Genomic DNA, 17,143 nt, shown 5'->3' on the forward strand with positions numbered 1-17,143 from the left:
TAAGGATATTTTAAAAACAATTCTTATCCTTTGTACTCAACAAGGTAGTAGTTTTTCTTCCCGCGGCGAATTACCAGATACTGACCGCCTAGAAGCTCTATATCGGCCAGCTTGGTTTCTAAATCAGTGAAACGAACATCATTTACCGTGATAGCATTGTTGTTCAGATATTCGCGGGATTCACGTTTTGATTTAGCTGCACCTACTTGAACTAGTACATCTACCATTGTTAGCTCTCCATCCTCTAGAGTAGTAGATGGCACATCGCTGAAGCTATCAGCAATTTCAGATGGTGTTAGCTCTTTTAGTCCCCCATTAAACAGAGCAACAGAAATTTCTTCCGCACGTTTCATTGCTGCTTCCCCATGAACCAGACTAGTTACTTCACGAGCTAGGGTACGTTGCGCTTCACGTTTTTCCGGTTCAGTTGCTACTGCATTTTCTAACGCATTCAACTCTTCCATGCTTAAGAACGTAAAGTATTTTAAGAACTTCACAACATCACGATCATCCGTGTTTAACCAGAACTGATAGAATTTATATGGAGAGGTTTTGCTAGCATCTAACCATACTGCTCCACCTGCTGTTTTACCAAACTTTGTACCATCACTCTTAAGAACCAATGGTAACGTCAAGCCAAATACTTTTTTCGCTTCCGTCTGATTTTCATTATCTTGGTTCGCACGTCGAATGAATTCTGTACCAGCAGTGATATTTCCCCACTGGTCACTACCGCCCATTTGCAATTCACAGTTATGGGTTTGGTTTAACTTCCAGAAATCGTACGCCTGCATAATCATATAGCTAAACTCAGTGAAAGAGATTCCGTTTTCCAAACGAGCACTTACAGAATCTTTAGCGAGCATATAGTTAATCGAAAAATGTTTTCCAATATCACGAAGGAATTCAATCAGGGTTAGCTGTCCTAGCCAATCATAGTTATTAGCCATGATCGCTGGATTACCCTCACGTTCAAAATCCAAAAAACGCTCTAATTGTTTTTTCAGCTTGTTGGAATAGCCTTTTACAACCTCTGCTGTGTTTAATGAACGCTCTGTAGAACGACCGCTTGGATCGCCAATCATACCTGTCCCCCCACCTACTAGGGCGATTGGCTGATGACCTGCCTGCTGAAAGCGGCGTAATGTTAAAATGGGAAGAAGGTGCCCAATATGTAAGCTATCAGCAGTTGGGTCAAAGCCCGTATACAGTGTGAGCTTACCTTGTTGAAGACGCTTTGTTAGTTCTTCTTTATCTGTTGTTTGGTAGATCAGCCCTCTGCTTTCTAGCTCTTGAATAATATCCATTGCTACCTAATTCTCCTTTGCAATAATTTGTGTAATTTGTATATCATAGCATAAGTTCGCACAGATTTTTATATTGTACCAAAAAAAATATTTACAAGCGATAAAGACGAAAATAAATATGTTTCATTATAGCTCATGGAAGATACAAGCTTTTACCTATTTTTTGATTAAATAGCGATTAACAGGCCTGCCAACCCCACCATATTGAACATCACGCTCCACCATCTGTATACGTTCCAAGTATTCGAGATAACGCCTAGCTGTAACACGGGCAAGCCCCACATGCTCAGCTACCTCCTCAGCCGACATGGACTGCTTTTGTTCAACCATGAATTGTTTGATTTGTTGCATGGTGATCGAATTTAAGCCTTTTGGCAATTCCTGCTGCTGATGCTCTTGTTTAGCGGTTTGTCCAAATAAGAGAGAATCTAGTTCGGATTGTGACATTGTGGATTGTTCGCCTGTCTGCTTCGCATATTTACTGAAATTATCAAGTGCTTGCTTTATTCGTTCAAATTTAAACGGTTTCATAATATAATCAAATGCGCCGTGACGCATCATGGTTTGGATAGTCTCCATGTCTTTAGCGGCAGTAATTACGATTATCTCTACTGGATTATCGCCACTACGCAATTGTTTTACTGTCTCAATACCATTTTGGGAGGGCATGAAAATATCCATGATGGCCAAATCCGGCTGTAGCTCTTGAATCATAGAAAGTCCTTCCAATCCATTAGAAGCCACTCCTATTACCGTAAATCCTTCCACCTGTTGGATAAACAAGCGATGCAATTCCTGGACCATCGGATCGTCCTCGATAATAACGACACGAAACATACTCATTTCTCTCCTTTCATGGGAAGCTGAATGAAAAAGGTAGTTCCATATCCCCTTTCAGAGTCAACCGTAATTTCCCCACGCCCTTTTGTAACTAGCGTTTTTACCAAATATAGTCCTAATCCCTGATTATGCTCGTATTTGGTTGTAAAACCTCGCTCAAACACGCGTTCTTTGGTACTGGCATCCATTCCAGTTCCATTGTCTTCTACCATTAATGACAAGCTTTCCTCGTCTTGGTGTATGCTGATAAATAAATGCTTGTCTTCCCTCTTTGACATGGTTAAAGCGTCAAAAGCATTTTCAACTAGATTACCAATGATCAGCACAAAATCATGGTGATCCATCCTGTTAGGAAATGCATAGAATCTACTTTTTCGGTCGATTTCCACCTGTATGCCCAGTTCTTTGCCTCGACCCACTTTACTGAGTAATAAACCTGAAAGATTATCGTCATAAATATTTTCAGTCAGGAAGCTGCTTAGCTCCTCATGTTTTTCGGAAACATCAAAAACGTATTGCAAGGCTTTCTCTGCTTGATTTAATTGGAGTAAGCCTGCGATGGTATGCATTTTATTGCGATGCTCATGATTTTGTACCCGCAGTGCTTCTACAAACGCTTTCACTCCCGTTAATTCTTCAGCAATTTTGGCAAACTCTGTTCGATCCTGAAAGATTGCAAGTGCCCCTACCGTTTTATTATTTACCTTAATGGGGACACGATTGGACCAAATGACGGCATGCTGCATTTGCAATTCCTGATTGTAGATAGGCTGATCTAAACGTAAAATTTCCGGCAGTCTGGAATCGGGGATTACATCATTAATTTTTTTACCGATCACATCCCCTGTAACACGAAAGATTCGCTTGGCGTGCTCATTAAAAATCGTAATCGTTAAAGCGTTATCAATCGCAATCACACCTTCATGCATGGCTTGAAAGGTTGCAGTGCGTTCAATTAATAACCGGGCAATTTCCTGGGGCTCTAGATTTAACAGTTGCTTTTTCATATGCCGGGCTAACTGCCATGAGCCTATTACGCCAAACAAGAGAGATAGAAACAACGTGATGGTGATGCTCTCTTTTTGATTGACCAGCATTTCATATAAAGTAGGCAGCATATGTCCTGTCATAACTACCCCAATCTGACGGTGCTCGGCATTCATAACAGGTACGTAAGCCCGTAAAGCCACCCCAAGTTCCCCTTTTACCTTCTGCACAAAGGTGTGTTCCGCAAAGGCTGGCCCGGCTTCTTTCCCGGTAAAAACTGTGCCAATTCGCTCTTCCATCACATCCGATAAACGAATTCGGTTCATCGACAATACAACAATATAGCTCACATCATTTACAATCTGGATGCGTTTCGTCGTTGATTGAATCGACTTCCAGCCATCTGGTTTTACTATATTTTCTGCTATCGCAGGTATTTCAGCAACGGTACGCGCAGTAACCAGCAACCGTTGCCCTAACTCTGATTCTATCTCCATTGACATTTTTCCGATAATAATAATTCCCCCAATCAAGAGAGAAAATAGTACAATACCAAAGGAGAGAATCGTAATTTTCCAATGAAGTTGTAGGTTTTTGAGCAGAATCTTCACAATCCTTCCGCTATCATCTTTATTTTTTCTATTTTGAAATAGATTGACAGATTCTTCAACTAGGAAAGCAGGTGAATTGTTTGAAATCAGTTGTCGGTATTTTTTCCTTTATCCTGATCGGGCTTTTAACAGCTTTGTTCATCGGTTTTCGTACAGAATTAATTCCTGGAACTAAACCTCTTGACGAGGAACAAAGCGGACTAAAACATCGAGTTATCATAAAATTTAGTCATGTAGTAGCAGAAAATACTCCGAAGGGCTTGGCCGCTGAGAAATTTGCTCAATTAGTCAAAGAGAAAACAAACGATCAGGTTGAGGTACAAGTATTCCCAAATGGTATTCTCTATTCAGACAAGGATGAGTTTGAAGCTTTAGCTAATGGTGAGATTCAGATGATCGCCCCGGCCTTTTCTAATCTGTCTAATGTAATACCGCAGTGGCTTGCACTAGATTTGCCGTTTGCTTACCCCGATCAGGATTCCATTCATCGAGTCTTTGATGGTGAGATTGGTCATCTCCTGTTTCAAACACTAGAGCAAAAAAACATGCATGGCTTGGCCTTTTGGAGCAATGGATTCAAACAGGTAAGCAGCAATCAGCATCCCTTGCTTCGCCCTGCTGATTTTACTGGACATGCCTTTCGCATTTTACCCAGTAAAGTCCTTGAAAGCCAATTTAAGCTGTTAGGGGCTAATACCGTAGCCATGCCCTTCACAGAGGTCTATCGCAATATTGAATCGGGTTACGTCAATGGACAAGAGAATACGATTTCGAACATTTTCACGAAGCATCTGGATCAAGTACAGCCTTATATCACTATCAGTAACCATGGATATTTGGGTTATGCGGTCATTGTAAATAAAGACTTTTGGGAAGAGCTTGAACCACAAACCCGAGATCTGTTAACAGAAGCTTTAGCAGAAACAACAGCTTGGAACCGGCAACGAGCAATTGAGATGAACAGACAGCAATTAGCTTTATTACGCCGAAAAAAGGACGTTTATATTCAAACGCTGGCACCCGCACAAAAAGAAGCTTGGTTTGCTACACTCCAGCCCATATACAAGCAATTTGAACCATTCATCGGTAAGGAGCTCATGCAAAAGATAGCTGACTTGAAGGCACAAAAATAAGAGCTTATCACTTATAGCCGCAAGGGAGAAAATACGCCAAATTATCTGTGATAGGCCCGCCTAACCGATATCCAAAGGCAGAGGCCTGACCATTGATAAGAAAGCTTCCAACCATGAGGTGTCCCTTGACGATTTTTTCAACGGTCTGGACATAAGTAGTTGGAAGCGGTACATATTTCTGATAAACAGACAAAAAGTCGGCATATGATTTGTTCCTATCTTCATGGAGAATGGCATCATCCTTCATAATCTGCACGGTATCCCCCTCTCTTCCAAAGGCAGGCTTTTGTACATAAGCTACTCCTTGTTCTCGGAAAAGATCAGGCTCTAAATAAGTGGGTAAAAAGTGTTCACCAATCCAAGCGTGTTCCTCAGTTGAATAAAAAGGATGCTGCTCCTCATGCAGTCCCCAAATAACAGCCTGGATCGCTTTACTTTGCAACAAAAATGCTGAGATTGGGTTAAGTATAGCCAGCTTACGCAGAGCTACTAATTCAAGGAGCATCTCACCAACGGGTTCTTTGGTAATCGGATCATAGTCAACCAGCATTTGCTCAATGGGGTATGTTTGACGGTATAAAAGATCAATGCGTTGGCCGTCAGCATCATATAGCCCCTTCCCCTCGACGATTTGTAGTTCATGAAGAGGTACATAGCGGCTAGGCAAAGGTGCCAATTCACGTAAATACTCTGCTGTATACCGATCTTCCGGGTTATCAGCATGCGAGGTAAATACGATATGCGGAGTCTCTACATGGTTTGGCACCATGCCCTCAACGCTCATAAAAATCGCAGCTTGAACAGCCTGCTTGAGCCTTTTTTCCTCCCCTTCATTGGGGTTTTTATAACCAAATTCCTTACAAATCCGATCATTTACAAAGAATAATTCCTTCAAAAATGTGGGCGTGTCACTATTGATTTCGAGGACAACATATCGTTGATCGACCTGTACGAGGTCTAACCTTGCAATAACACTCTCTACCTTGATGTGGTGAATACGCAAAAAACGCAAGGAGCTAGCAGGAAAGCCTAACGAAAGCAGTAGATCATCATCTAGCTGACGCATTAACTCTGCTGTTTTAAAGAATAAATGCCCTACCCGATTAGTCGTTTTTCGAATGGTAGAGGCTTCTTGCTCTGTCACCAGGTGCATGTCGTATAAGCTATACTCCTGACCGTATAAATCTGCCCAATAATGTGGGATCTGCTGATAAAATTGCTTTCTTTTCTCTTTATGATTCATGAAGGAGAGTCGCATCCTTTTCTATCGTAAGAGCGTATGTCATAATCAATCTATCAGATGAAAGGGTGATTTATATCCATACGTGTACGTGTTATATCAAACAAAAGGAAGATGAATTCACGGCCTTTGCCGAATACCATTCTACAGAAATCGGAGAGGATGGTATTTTAGCTCGTCACTTATGCCACTATCTCGTTAAAGATGGGAAGCAATATCAGCTTCTTTCAAATGAGATGGAGGAAAATAGAGAAATCCTCATTTATGAATACCAAGGAAGTGCAGAATACTTTCACGACGAGCTGTTTAACAAGAATAAAGGGGTTCTCATTGAGTTTCGGAGACTGCTAGCCGCTGGCGATACAGAGCTTCTAAGCCACATAACCGTCCGTCATCATATGGATGTGGTCCGTTATTTGTTGAAGGATTATATCCATATCCCAGAGCTAGGACATTTCGAGGTGGATTCTACCGAAATTGATGAAGATCGCGGTGTCTACGTCATTTATGTGGTGTAGCATTTCGAGTATTTTTACGCTTTCCCGAATGAATTTTTTATTCTGGGAAATTCATCACCCGGGAAAGCGCAAAAGCTGATTCGCTTCGACAACTTTTTCCGTATCAGCCTAATAGGTCAAGCATTGCCCTACTATCCAGCCAATTGATAACGATAGCATCATTAAAAGTATTCCGACAGCCGTATTATTCTTCTCTATGGCTTCCCGAATGCTAAATCGAATCGTAATGAGTTCAGCTAGATAAGAGAAAATGATTTGAGCTACTATTCCAACTCCGCTCCAAATCACCATATCCACCAAGGAGACGGAATTGGCCACAGCAGAACCGAGTACATACGCAAGACCAAGCATTTTTCCACCAAGGGTCAATGCGGCTGCCTGATTATTATTCGCAATTAATTCAAACTCTTTTACTCTTGTAGTGCTGACAACAAACAAAACCAATCCAATTAGCATCATGGCAAAAGCTGTGCCAGCATAGCTTAAAAAATTTATGACTAAAGACATGAAAGCATCACTCCTGTATGTTATATCCTTTTGTTTGCTCTAAAGAGCACTCTTTAGGACTAGCTTCAGCCACCCGAAGAATGGGACCCGCTACCAAATCCGCTTCGAGATGAGCTTTTAAAGCTGGAGCTATTCCTGTAGCTTTTATATGAGCTGCTCTCATAGAGCTGGTTTTTATTACTGTAATAGGAGCCTGCATGATAGTAGCTACCATGATAAGACGAGCTCCTATCTGAACACTTGTATACATCGTCATCCCCGTCATAATCCCACGAGCCACAATTACGATCCTCTGGTAACGATGGCCGAGACTCTGAGGAGGAACATCCTGCTATGCCCATCGACACGAGCGCGACGGCTGCTACCTTAGAAACCACTTTTTTTGTTTGATTCATGGTGATCCTCCTAATCCTTCCTTTTCCAGCTTTATTGGTGTCTTACCTATCGCACTTTTCTATAAAAACTCCCTCCAAACCTCTTTTGGTACTACTAGCTGAGCTTTTGTTTCCAAATCCGTTACTTTCTGCGAAGGAAGATGAATTGGTTCGACAGCTCGAACTTTTTCTATACGTATGATCATTTGATGGTTACATGCTGCTTAATTGATTACTGAACATCGCCTCTATACATCAGTTGATTATAATGGGAGGAGTTGCTGTCTGTACAGCCATAAACTTCCATATTATATATAAATTTATAATAATTAAAATCTATCTCTTCTGGGATGCTCATAGCAAACAATGTATTGTCCATTATGGTTCACTTATTGTCCAAACGACTTGATTTGTTCATGACCAAAAAAACCAAAAAGAACAATAAGACCATATTCTTTTATAACTTCCCAAAAGCTTTTACAATAAATTCAGATAAATAAAGCGCTTACAAACAAAGGAAGTGAACTATCCATGAAAATATTGAAAAATTTAACGTTCCAGGTTATTACGGGTGTAATTTTAGGTATTATAATTGGTTTTATCTTCCCCGAATTTGGAGCTAAACTAAAAGTCCTAGCAGACGTCTTTATTAAAATGATCAAGATGGTTATTCCACCCATTGTATTTTTCACAATCGTTCATGGTATTGCTGGTATGGGAGACATGAAAAAGGTAGGCAGAATAGGCGGAAAGGCGTTGCTCTACTTTGAAATTGTAACAACACTAGCACTTGCGATCGGAATTTTTGTCGTTAACATCATAAAACCAGGCGTGGGCATTGATACATCAAAAGCTGCTAGCACAGATATCTCAAAATACACCTCATCTGCAACTGAAAGTGGTAGCTTTTTGGACTTCCTTGTTAATATCGTTCCAGACAATGTAGTAGGTGCTATGGCAAAGGGCGAATTGCTTCCTATTTTATTCTTTGCGGTACTGTTCGGAATTTCATTAACGGCAATGGGGTCGCAGGCGAAGCCGGTTCTACACTTATTTGAGAAGCTGGCACAAGGATTCTTCGGGGTTGTTAACATGATCATGCGCCTCTCCCCAATCGCAGCATTTGGAGCAATGGCCTACACAATCGGTAATTTTGGTATCAAATCTTTGATTAACCTAGGCCTTCTGATGAGCTCTGTTTACCTAACCATGTGCTGTTTTATCATCGTAGTATTAGGTCTTATCGCAAAAGCCTACAAATTTAATATCTTCTCCTTTATCCGTTACATTAAGGAAGAAATTTTATTGGTTGTTGGTACCTCTTCTTCAGAATCTGCCCTACCCGGCATGATGCGCAAGCTTGAATCGTATGGTTGCTCCAAGTCCGTAGTAGGCCTAGTGGTCCCAACTGGGTATTCCTTTAACCTTGACGGAACCTCTATATACCTGTCAATGGGAGCCATCTTCATTGCTCAAGCTTATGGTATTGACCTTACAATCTGGCAGGAAATTACCCTATTGGCTGTGCTGATGCTCACTTCAAAAGGTGCTGCCGGTGTTACAGGCTCTGGTTTAATTACACTTGCTGCCACTCTAGCTGCTTTTCCAATGATTCCAGTTGAAGGAATCGCATTATTAATAGGTGTAGATCGGTTTATGTCTGAAGCGCGGGCTGTCACTAATTTAATTGGTAACGGTGTTGCTACTGTAGTGGTTTCCAAATCGGAGAAAGAATTCCATCCCATGATGCCTTCTCATTCAGAATCTACAATCGCCTCGTAATTCAATTGTTAAAAGCCTAAGAGTACACCCTATCTCTGCCATCGAAAAAGCGTTCTCTCCTCTACAGGATCACGAACGCTTTTTTCGATGGATAACCATTATACTCCAAACAGCCGTGACAAGTAGGGATTCAGAAATAATCCATTCGGGTCCAGCTCTTTGCGAATTGCGATAAACTGACTCCACATAGGTAATCTCTCTTGTAAATCAGTAGCTGTTAATTCATGCAACTTCCCCCAATGCGGCCTCCCATCGTATTTAAGAAAAATACGCTCCATTTCCTGAAAATACGCCTTATAGGGCATTCCTTTGTACATATGCACCGCAATATACGCAGAATCTCGCTTGTAAGCCGGGCTAAGCCAGATTTCATCTCCTTTCACATACCTACATTCAATCGGAAAGTGGACAGCAAAACGATGCTTTTGCAAGCAATCTCTGATCTCTTGAACTACCTCTTGCATTTTATCAGCAGGCACACTATACTCCATCTCACTAAATCGAACCCAACGCGGAGTAGCAAACAATTTATGACTAGCCCCCACCTCCTCCATATCAGGCACAGCTCTTGCAGAAAGTTTACTTACGGGTGCACACAACTGAGGAAATAAACGACATCCCTCTGATAAAAACCAGAATAGGCCATTTTCAATGCCTATTTTTTTAAGCTGATTCCAAGCACTATTTTTGGTATCCGGCTCTTGAGTAATTTGCATGAATTTTGCTTGTACCACATCTGTATATACAAACCAGTAAAATTCGAAATGACGATGACGATCATGAAAGCTGGTCAATTTTTTTAAACAGTCGTTTACATTCATCCGTCTGCTCTTATAATAAATGCTGTACGCAGGAAGCACACGTAGCTTCACTTTAACAATGATTCCGAGTGCTCCAAGAGAGACTTGCAATGCACGAAAAAGTTCAGGATGAGAGCTTTCGGAGCATTCCAACAAATCACCCTGAGCGGTTACTACAGTTAAACCAACTACTTGCGTGGAAACACTTCCGAACCGAATCCCCGTACCATGTGTTCCTGTACTAATCGCTCCGCCAATGGACTGGGCATTAATATCTCCTAAATTCTCTTGCGAATAGCCTCGCTCATATAGCAATTCTCCCAAAAGCCTGAGCTTTGTCCCAGCCCACACAGTTGCTGTTTGTTCTTTTTCATCAATTGATAGTACACCTTGTAAATCATCTAATGATAGAAGAATTTGATCAGTTTCTACAAGCGGAGTAAAGGAATGTCCTGAGCCGACTACACGAATTGTTTTTCCCTGTTGACTAGCTTTTTTTACAACTTGTACCACTTCCTCCAAGCAGGATGGATAAATCGCTTGCTGTGGTGTGCTAGTAACTAATCCTGCCCAATTCTTCCATGGTTTCATTGCTACTGTTCTCATAGAAAACACCTGCCCTCTCCCCGATACGTTATGGCTTCCCCTATCCTTTTTCCTTTCCGTAGCAAATGTAGGGTTGGAAAGCGTTCACATAATTCTCCTGCCTTACTATGCCGAAAAAAGATGGGATCTCCAATTGCAAGCTTTTGATCACCTTCATAACGTACAGGCGTTTGGACCTCTCCTGCTCCTTCCAAGCGCAATAACGCAGCCTGTGGTGGTAAATATGGGAGGGGCAGTTTTTCTTTCCCTATCGTACCAGAGGCCACATACCCGCCACCCATACAAGTATGGATATTGAATCTAGGCTGTCGTACTATCTCAACAGCAAACCCAGCGGCTGGCTGGAAACGAAATTCTTTGTAGTAATCAAATAGGGCAGGAGCGTAAAAACCAGAGCCTACCGTTACTTCTGTCACTGCATTCTCGTAGCAAGTAGAGTTCATACTTCCGGTACCGCCTCCATTAAAAAAGCGGAGGGAAATATGCCGTTGTTGTAATTCGTCATTTAAACGTTTCCGCTTTTCCCTCACCAAGCGTATAGAACGTTTTTTTAGATAAGAGATAACACCATTTTTGAAACCGTGTCCTGGCATATTATCACCGACACCAGCAATTTGAGCCTCATAGCTCATTATTCCATCCAACACAAGCCAAGGACTGGTTACAATTCTTTCAACCATCTGCATCACTTGCTCGAATGTCCGTAAGGAAGAGCGATATACACCAATATGCAGGCCCCAAAATGAGTCAGAGGCATCCATCTCCACACAAAGCAACAAGGGCGTATCTACTTGTTTTGCCACCTCCTCCGCCAAGTAAATATGCTCCAATGAATCGACCATTAATGTAATTTGTGCGCCCTGCTGTACAGCTCGTGCTATCGCAAGTAGCGAAGATCTGTCCACCACAGGGTAGCCAAGCAGCAGATTATGAAATCCGTTCTCCCACAAAAACAATGCTTCTGATGCTGTAAAACACATGATGCCCTGGATCAAAGGATCATAATCTAAAATATAACGGAGCATAGGAATAGAACGAATTGACTTACTGGCAATTCGTATACGTTTACCATTGCTCCTAGCTACAATTTCAGCAATATTTTGATCCAACAAATCAAGGTCAATATAGGCAAACGGCATAGATAGGTTCGCGAAAGCTTCTCTGTAATAGCGATATCTGCTCGTCGTCTTGTACAGAATCTCACCTTCTTTACTGTTTCATAGATTGGGATATATTTCTCTTCAATATATTCAGTCACACAAGCTTCTAAAACTAGTAAAAAAAGAAAAATGCTTGCTCCATCTAGAGTTACTAGCCGTTCAATTATCCATCCTGCATTCCTGCATTCATACTTCTCATGCCCGTATACAAAAAAGCAGCCATCCTCTCAAAAGAGAAAATGGCTGCCTTTTACCTTAATGAAGCTGCAATGCCAGCAACACAAAATATAGGAAAAACATAAACGAAATGATTAAAAGCGGCAAGGGAATTTCTTTACGTCTGCCCATCGCCAGTTTAACAATTGGATACGCCATAAATCCGAAAGCAATTCCATCTGCAATACTCGCTGTAAAGGGAATCAGCACAATGATCAAGAACGCCGGCAAGCCTTCTGACATGTCGGTGAACTTGATCTGACTCACACTTTGCATCATTAGGCTACCAACCAGAATTAAGATGGGAGCAATCGCTGTATCCGGCACGTAACGAATGACAGGAATGCAAAAGATCGAGATCAAGAACAGAATTCCTACCGTAATTGCTGTAATCCCTGTTTTCCCGCCAGCGGCAATTCCTGCAGAACTTTCCGCTGAAGACACAGTTGGACTCGTACCAAACAATCCAGAAAGCATAGCTGAAATGGAGTTTGCTTGAAAAGTACGAGCAAATTTGCTTTCTGGAACCATGCTGTGCAAAAGCCCCATATTTTCAAAAACAATCACCATGGTTAGCGGAAACACAGCCAGCCAAAATCCAGCAGTAACTATGCCGTCAAACGAAAATGCTCCAAAGATAGTGAGGTACGTTGAGAACGAGAAATCACTTCCCTGACTAGTACCACCTACCGTACCAAGGGCAATAGCAATCAGCGTATTAACAATAATACTGATTAAAAAGCTACCTTTTACATTGCGTAAAAATAGCACGACGGCAATTACTAAGCTGACCAATCCCAATACTACCTTCGTATCGCCCAGATCACCTAAAGCAATAAATGTAGATGGATTAGGCACGATTAAGCCGCCTTTTTGCAAACCAATAAAGGTAAGAAACAACCCAATTCCAACCGTCATTCCTTCTTTTAGAGACAGTGGAATGCTTTTCGCTAAGATTTTGGCAACTGGTGTAAAAGCAATCACGATAAATAAAACACCTGACATGAATACAACTGCCAAAGCGCTCTCCCATGACAATCCCATAGATTTAACAATCGTATAGGAGAAAAACGCATTAATGCCCATACCAGGAACAAGTGCTACAGGAGCATTCGCCCAAAAACCCATGATCAAGCATCCTATGAAGGAGATAATGATCGTGGCAACAATACCTGCTTCCAATGGTATACCTGCATCCGATAAGATCATTGAATTCACGGCAATGATGTAGACAGCGGTGAAAAACGTGGTTAAACCAGCCAAAATTTCATTGCGAACCGTTGTTTGATGACCTTTTACATCAAATCTTTTACGAAAAAATGAGTACAATATCGGTTCCCTTCTTTAAACAAAACAACCCCTCGGCCCACCCGTGCCAATTCACCCCAAAAATTGGGGCAAGACACCTTTCCCTATAGTAGCAAAAAGAACGAAAAAGAGTAAATAGGGAAATGTAAAAATGTGAACAAAAAAGGGAGTGATGCTTGTATGTAGGTTTTCATGTTTCCAGCTAACTCTATATTACCCTCCAAAAAGCAAGCTACTATACAAGTTATGCAGCTCATTATGTATAATTATACTTATTTGTATTTTTATTCATGATTATTCACTTCATGTATCCTGCAAATAAATCTGTTTTGCTGTCGATATGTAGTTAAATTTTTAGAAGTTTAATCCAGATAAAACAAGATGATTTCAAGGCTTCCCAAAACGAACACTGAATTTTATTCCACCTTTTTTCAGAATGTACAAAATCTTATTGACTTATCCCTTCAAGCTTCTTACAATAGAACAAACTTTCATTTTCATCAAGAGTGGTGGAGGGACTGGCCCGACGAAGCCCGGCAACCGGAACATAGCGTTCTTGGTGCTAAATCCTGCAGAATCCGAAAGGTTCTGAGAGATGAATGTATGCGAAATTAGTAACGCAGCCTTCCTCTACTCAGAGGAGGGCTTTTTGCTATGAGAAGCCTGTCTTCCCTCTCTACTGGGCCAACCATTGAAACCAAGAGAATCACCTTACTTTACATGGAAAAGGAGTGGTTTTTTTATGTCAAACCTCAATTGGAAAAGAGAAACATTAGCCCTTCACGGAGGTCAAGTGGCAGACCCAACTACCGGCGCTCTTGCCGTTCCCATCTATCAAACATCCTCCTATGAATTTCGTGACACCAGCCATGCAGCCAATCTATTCGCGTTACAGGAGCCTGGGAACATTTATACCCGCATCATGAATCCAACCCAGGATGTATTTGAGAAACGTGTTGCCCTTCTAGAAGGCGGTATTGGGGCGCTTGCAACTGCATCTGGTCAAGCCGCCATTACATTTGCCTTATTAAATATTGCACAAGCCGGTGATGAAATCATCTCCTCGAGCAGTTTATATGGGGGAACCTACAATTTATTTGCCCATACCTTTGCAAAGCTCGGAATTACAGTTCATTTTGTTGACCAATCCAATCCAGACAATTTCCGTTCAAAGATTACGGACAAAACCAAGGCTATTTTCTGCGAAACGATCGGAAATCCCCAAATGCAGGTTGCCGATCTAAATGCTATTGCTACCATAGCTCATGAATATGGATTACCGCTCCTTGTGGATAATACCTTTGCCTCCCCTATTTTGTGCCGGCCGATTGAACACGGGGCAGATATCGTTATCCATTCTGCTACCAAATTTATTGGCGGTCACGGCACATCTATCGGGGGAATTATCGTAGACTCCGGTCATTTCGATTGGAGTAACGGCAAGTTCCCTGGCCTCTCCACTCCAGACCCTACCTACAATGGAATTGTATATACAGAGGCGGTTGGCAATGCTGCTTATATCGTAAAAGCTCGTGTGCAGCTACAGCGAGATGTAGGAGCTACCTTATCTCCTTTTAACTCCTTTTTATTCTTACAAGGCCTAGAAACTCTCCACCTGCGGATGGAACGGCATAGTCAAAATGCACTTGCTGTCGCTCAATATTTAGAACAACACAACGATGTAGAGTGGGTGAGTTATCCAGGGCTTGCTAGCTCGCCTACCTACGAACTTAGTCAGCGCTATTTACCAGATGGTCATGGGGCTTTGTTGACTTTTGGAATCAAAGGCGGAGTAGAAGCTGGCAAAAAAGTAATTGAATCTGTTCAATTGTTCTCTCATTTGGCTAATGTAGGAGACTCCAAGTCGTTGATCATACATCCGGCTAGTACTACTCATCTCCAACTTACCCCAGAAGAACAAGCTAAGGCCGGGGTGACCCCTGGGATGATTCGTCTTTCCGTAGGTACAGAGGCAATTGATGATATTTTGCAGGATTTAGAGCAGGCTGTTCAAAAAGCTGTGGAAGCTGTACAAGTGTAAGCTGATAATCGTGTAGGATGTAAAAAGGCGTGCTTCACTGTTGCCAGTCGCACGCCTTTTTCTATATGTAAGATGAAAATTTGACTTTTGGATCATCGCTTACTTTTTAGATACCTGAACATATGAGGTCTGTTTCACCGTGTACGTATCTGCGAGTGTTTCTTCTTTTATGACACCTAGCTTAAGTAGGCTGTTTATTTTTGCCACATCCACCTTGGACATCAGCCTCCATATTTGCGGATCTTCTACGGCTTTAAGCAGGTGTTCCTCATTAAACTCTTTCTTCTCTTGCTGACTAATTTTCAGACGGTAGTCTCCAATCTCAATCTCACACGGTTCTGTATAAACAGCCAACAGAATCCGACGTAGCTCTGCCAGTTCCTCTTCTAGCTCTTTTTGCTGTTGTTTGATCGCAAAATACCGAGCAATTGTAGCTTCCATGTGCCCCTCTCCTTTCGTTCTGACAACAATGTATGTAGAAAGGTCACACATAAGAACCGAGAAGGAAGAAGTTTATCACATCTTTTCTTTTATTCTGAATTCTTCCTCTGATATCTTCTTCCACAAATAACAACAAGCAACACTAGAAGGAAACTAACGACACTAATGATATTTTTTGCAGTGCTTTCCTTAATAAATAGATTCAGGAAAAATGTAGGCCCGACAATCAGCAGCAATAGATTTAGCGAGTGTTTTCCAATAAAGTTCAATCACTCTCTCCCCCCATGTTTTTATGATCAATAAAAGTTACATTCCTCCCATTGTATCATATTTATCAGGCTACTTCCCGATTAAGACAAACACATTACCATCCGGCGCCTCTATAATAGCTACATGACCACCTAATGAATTGGAAAATGCCGGACGAATCCACTAAATGGAAGGATCGTCTTTCCACTGTTCATAGAATGCAGTGACATCTTCTACAAAAATCTCTGGCTCTATGAAATGTAATTCAGGGTTATTTTTCAAAACTAATTCTGCATGGCCTTCTCCAAACCCCATACCTACTAGTTTCCATGGTTTACCCGGAATTTGTTCAGCCTCCCACTTTTTTACTAACCCCATTTTCTCATAGAAAAGAATAGCTGATTCCAAGTCTTTCGTATAAATGGCAAGGCAATGTAATTGCTTAAACATCATTCTCCCCCTTTTCTCCCTCCATTCTAGCCTCTAATAGTGACATTTCCTGACACTGTTTAAAAAACAGTTGAGATGCTGACAGAGCCACTACCAAAATCGTTTACTAGTTCAAAAATGCCAAAAGGCCAGCTCATAGGAAGCTGGCCTTTTGGCAAAAATGTTAAAAATAAGGACATTAAAATAATTTGAAAATGATTAGTCCTAAGCGACCGCCTTTAGAAGATCAATTACTAAAGGGATTACTGCGCCAAGGAATTGCAGTACAGCGATTGCGATGCTCATAAAATCTCCCCCTTGGGTAAAATTAGAAAATCACTTTCTACTAAGATCATAACCCATATTTTGAAAAAAATCTAGCAAAATTTGCCTTAATGGAAAAAATGTGTACACAAATTGAACAGTTTGCAAAATTTTATATATATGATCATAATATGAATAAAATAAAATGGTAAGAAAATCACCCTCCTGTTACAATTAAAATCGGTATCTACAGCATAGATGATTAGAATGAATCAAAAAATATTACTAGCAGCAATGTACTCTTTTACAACTTCCTGACTATCTGTGTTA

General features: G+C 41.3%; 14 protein-coding genes, 1 pseudogene and 1 riboswitch. Of the genes and pseudogenes, 4 read left to right on the forward strand and 11 right to left on the reverse strand.

Translation table 11 applies throughout. The annotated features are described in order from the left end of the window. Positions 1-23 precede the first annotated feature (23 nt). From tyrS to AYJ08_RS16545, 3 genes are all read right to left on the reverse strand, one after another. Positions 24-1,307 carry a tyrosine--tRNA ligase gene (tyrS, locus tag AYJ08_RS16535; RefSeq protein WP_064018646.1) on the reverse strand — a complete coding sequence of 428 codons (1,284 nt, stop codon included), beginning with the start codon at positions 1,305-1,307 and terminating at the stop codon, positions 24-26. A gap of 156 nt (positions 1,308-1,463) precedes the next feature. After that, a complete protein-coding gene (locus AYJ08_RS16540; RefSeq protein WP_064018647.1) occupies positions 1,464-2,144 on the reverse strand; it encodes a response regulator in 681 nt (226 codons plus the stop codon). 2 nt (positions 2,145-2,146) lie between these two features. Next, entirely contained in the window at positions 2,147-3,745 is a 1,599-nt protein-coding gene (locus AYJ08_RS16545) for an ATP-binding protein (RefSeq protein ID WP_064018648.1), read from the reverse strand. An 80-nt stretch (positions 3,746-3,825) separates the two neighbouring features. Here AYJ08_RS16545 and AYJ08_RS16550 point away from each other — a divergent pair, with 80 nt between their 5' ends. Further along, positions 3,826-4,878: a DctP family TRAP transporter solute-binding subunit gene (locus AYJ08_RS16550; RefSeq protein WP_064018649.1), complete on the forward strand. Its 1,053-nt coding sequence runs from the start codon at positions 3,826-3,828 to the stop codon at positions 4,876-4,878. 7 nt (positions 4,879-4,885) lie between these two features. On the opposite strand, the gene AYJ08_RS16555 is transcribed toward AYJ08_RS16550, so the two are convergent. Continuing rightward, positions 4,886-6,121, reverse strand: a complete 1,236-nt coding sequence (locus tag AYJ08_RS16555) for a glutathionylspermidine synthase family protein (RefSeq protein WP_064018650.1) — start codon at positions 6,119-6,121, stop codon at positions 4,886-4,888. 65 nt (positions 6,122-6,186) lie between these two features. On the opposite strand from AYJ08_RS16555, the gene AYJ08_RS16560 reads away from it, so the two are divergent. Beyond that, entirely contained in the window at positions 6,187-6,636 is a 450-nt protein-coding gene (locus tag AYJ08_RS16560) for a hypothetical protein (protein ID WP_031414684.1), read from the forward strand. A 108-nt stretch (positions 6,637-6,744) separates the two neighbouring features. On the opposite strand, the gene AYJ08_RS16565 is transcribed toward AYJ08_RS16560, so the two are convergent. Both AYJ08_RS16565 and AYJ08_RS16570 read right to left on the reverse strand, forming a co-directional pair. After that, on the reverse strand, positions 6,745-7,143 hold the full coding sequence (locus AYJ08_RS16565) for a DUF350 domain-containing protein (protein ID WP_064018651.1): 399 nt from the start codon (positions 7,141-7,143) through the stop codon (positions 6,745-6,747). Positions 7,144-7,150: 7 nt separating this feature from the next. Beyond that, entirely contained in the window at positions 7,151-7,423 is a 273-nt protein-coding gene (locus AYJ08_RS16570; RefSeq protein WP_064018652.1) for a hypothetical protein, read from the reverse strand. A 625-nt stretch (positions 7,424-8,048) separates the two neighbouring features. Here AYJ08_RS16570 and AYJ08_RS16575 point away from each other — a divergent pair. Beyond that, the gene (locus tag AYJ08_RS16575) at positions 8,049-9,299 is read left to right on the forward strand and encodes a dicarboxylate/amino acid:cation symporter (RefSeq protein WP_064018653.1); all 1,251 of its coding nucleotides are present in this window, start codon (positions 8,049-8,051) and stop codon (positions 9,297-9,299) included. Between the two features lie 98 nt (positions 9,300-9,397). Here the strand turns inward: AYJ08_RS16575 and AYJ08_RS16580 are convergent, their stop codons facing one another. The 3 genes from AYJ08_RS16580 to AYJ08_RS16590 all read right to left on the reverse strand — a co-directional run bounded on the left by AYJ08_RS16580 (position 9,398) and on the right by AYJ08_RS16590 (position 13,410). After that, entirely contained in the window at positions 9,398-10,705 is a 1,308-nt protein-coding gene (locus AYJ08_RS16580) for a D-arabinono-1,4-lactone oxidase (RefSeq protein WP_064018659.1), read from the reverse strand. Beyond that, positions 10,702-11,844 carry an amino acid deaminase/aldolase gene (locus AYJ08_RS16585; protein ID WP_064018654.1) on the reverse strand — a complete coding sequence of 381 codons (1,143 nt, stop codon included), beginning with the start codon at positions 11,842-11,844 and terminating at the stop codon, positions 10,702-10,704. Before AYJ08_RS16585 ends, AYJ08_RS16580 begins: the two co-directional genes overlap by 4 nt. Before the next feature lie 276 nt (positions 11,845-12,120). Then, on the reverse strand, positions 12,121-13,410 hold the full coding sequence (locus AYJ08_RS16590) for an NCS2 family permease (protein WP_064018655.1): 1,290 nt from the start codon (positions 13,408-13,410) through the stop codon (positions 12,121-12,123). Between the two features lie 473 nt (positions 13,411-13,883). Then, positions 13,884-13,991: riboswitch (SAM riboswitch) on the forward strand. A 140-nt stretch (positions 13,992-14,131) separates the two neighbouring features. On the opposite strand from AYJ08_RS16590, the gene AYJ08_RS16595 reads away from it, so the two are divergent. Then, on the forward strand, positions 14,132-15,430 hold the full coding sequence (locus tag AYJ08_RS16595) for a homocysteine synthase (RefSeq protein WP_064018656.1): 1,299 nt from the start codon (positions 14,132-14,134) through the stop codon (positions 15,428-15,430). Between the two features lie 99 nt (positions 15,431-15,529). Here AYJ08_RS16595 and AYJ08_RS16600 read toward each other — a convergent pair whose 3' ends face one another. Together AYJ08_RS16600 and AYJ08_RS16610 are read right to left on the reverse strand one after the other, a co-directional pair. Next, the gene (locus tag AYJ08_RS16600) at positions 15,530-15,871 is read right to left on the reverse strand and encodes a hypothetical protein (protein ID WP_064018657.1); all 342 of its coding nucleotides are present in this window, start codon (positions 15,869-15,871) and stop codon (positions 15,530-15,532) included. A gap of 339 nt (positions 15,872-16,210) precedes the next feature. Then, positions 16,211-16,570, reverse strand: a pseudogene (locus AYJ08_RS16610) (VOC family protein). Between the last annotated feature and the right edge of the window lie 573 nt (positions 16,571-17,143).

Source organism: Brevibacillus sp. SKDU10, assembly GCF_001645205.1.
Classification (GTDB): domain Bacteria; phylum Bacillota; class Bacilli; order Brevibacillales; family Brevibacillaceae; genus Brevibacillus_B; species Brevibacillus_B halotolerans.

What these genes read in the sequence shown, in the direction of transcription:
- AYJ08_RS16585 (WP_064018654.1), bottom strand. Translation starts at nt 11,844, where the DNA reads ATGCCGTTTGCCTATATTGACCTTGATTTGTTGGATCAAAATATTGCT.
- AYJ08_RS16600 (WP_064018657.1), bottom strand. Translation starts at nt 15,871, where the DNA reads ATGGAAGCTACAATTGCTCGGTATTTTGCGATCAAACAACAGCAAAAA.
- AYJ08_RS16555 (WP_064018650.1), bottom strand. Translation starts at nt 6,121, where the DNA reads ATGAATCATAAAGAGAAAAGAAAGCAATTTTATCAGCAGATCCCACAT.
- AYJ08_RS16575 (WP_064018653.1), top strand. Translation starts at nt 8,049, where the DNA reads ATGAAAATATTGAAAAATTTAACGTTCCAGGTTATTACGGGTGTAATT.
- AYJ08_RS16565 (WP_064018651.1), bottom strand. Translation starts at nt 7,143, where the DNA reads ATGTCTTTAGTCATAAATTTTTTAAGCTATGCTGGCACAGCTTTTGCC.
- AYJ08_RS16540 (WP_064018647.1), bottom strand. Translation starts at nt 2,144, where the DNA reads ATGTTTCGTGTCGTTATTATCGAGGACGATCCGATGGTCCAGGAATTG.
- tyrS (WP_064018646.1), bottom strand. Translation starts at nt 1,307, where the DNA reads ATGGATATTATTCAAGAGCTAGAAAGCAGAGGGCTGATCTACCAAACA.
- AYJ08_RS16595 (WP_064018656.1), top strand. Translation starts at nt 14,132, where the DNA reads ATGTCAAACCTCAATTGGAAAAGAGAAACATTAGCCCTTCACGGAGGT.
- AYJ08_RS16580 (WP_064018659.1), bottom strand. Translation starts at nt 10,705, where the DNA reads ATGAGAACAGTAGCAATGAAACCATGGAAGAATTGGGCAGGATTAGTT.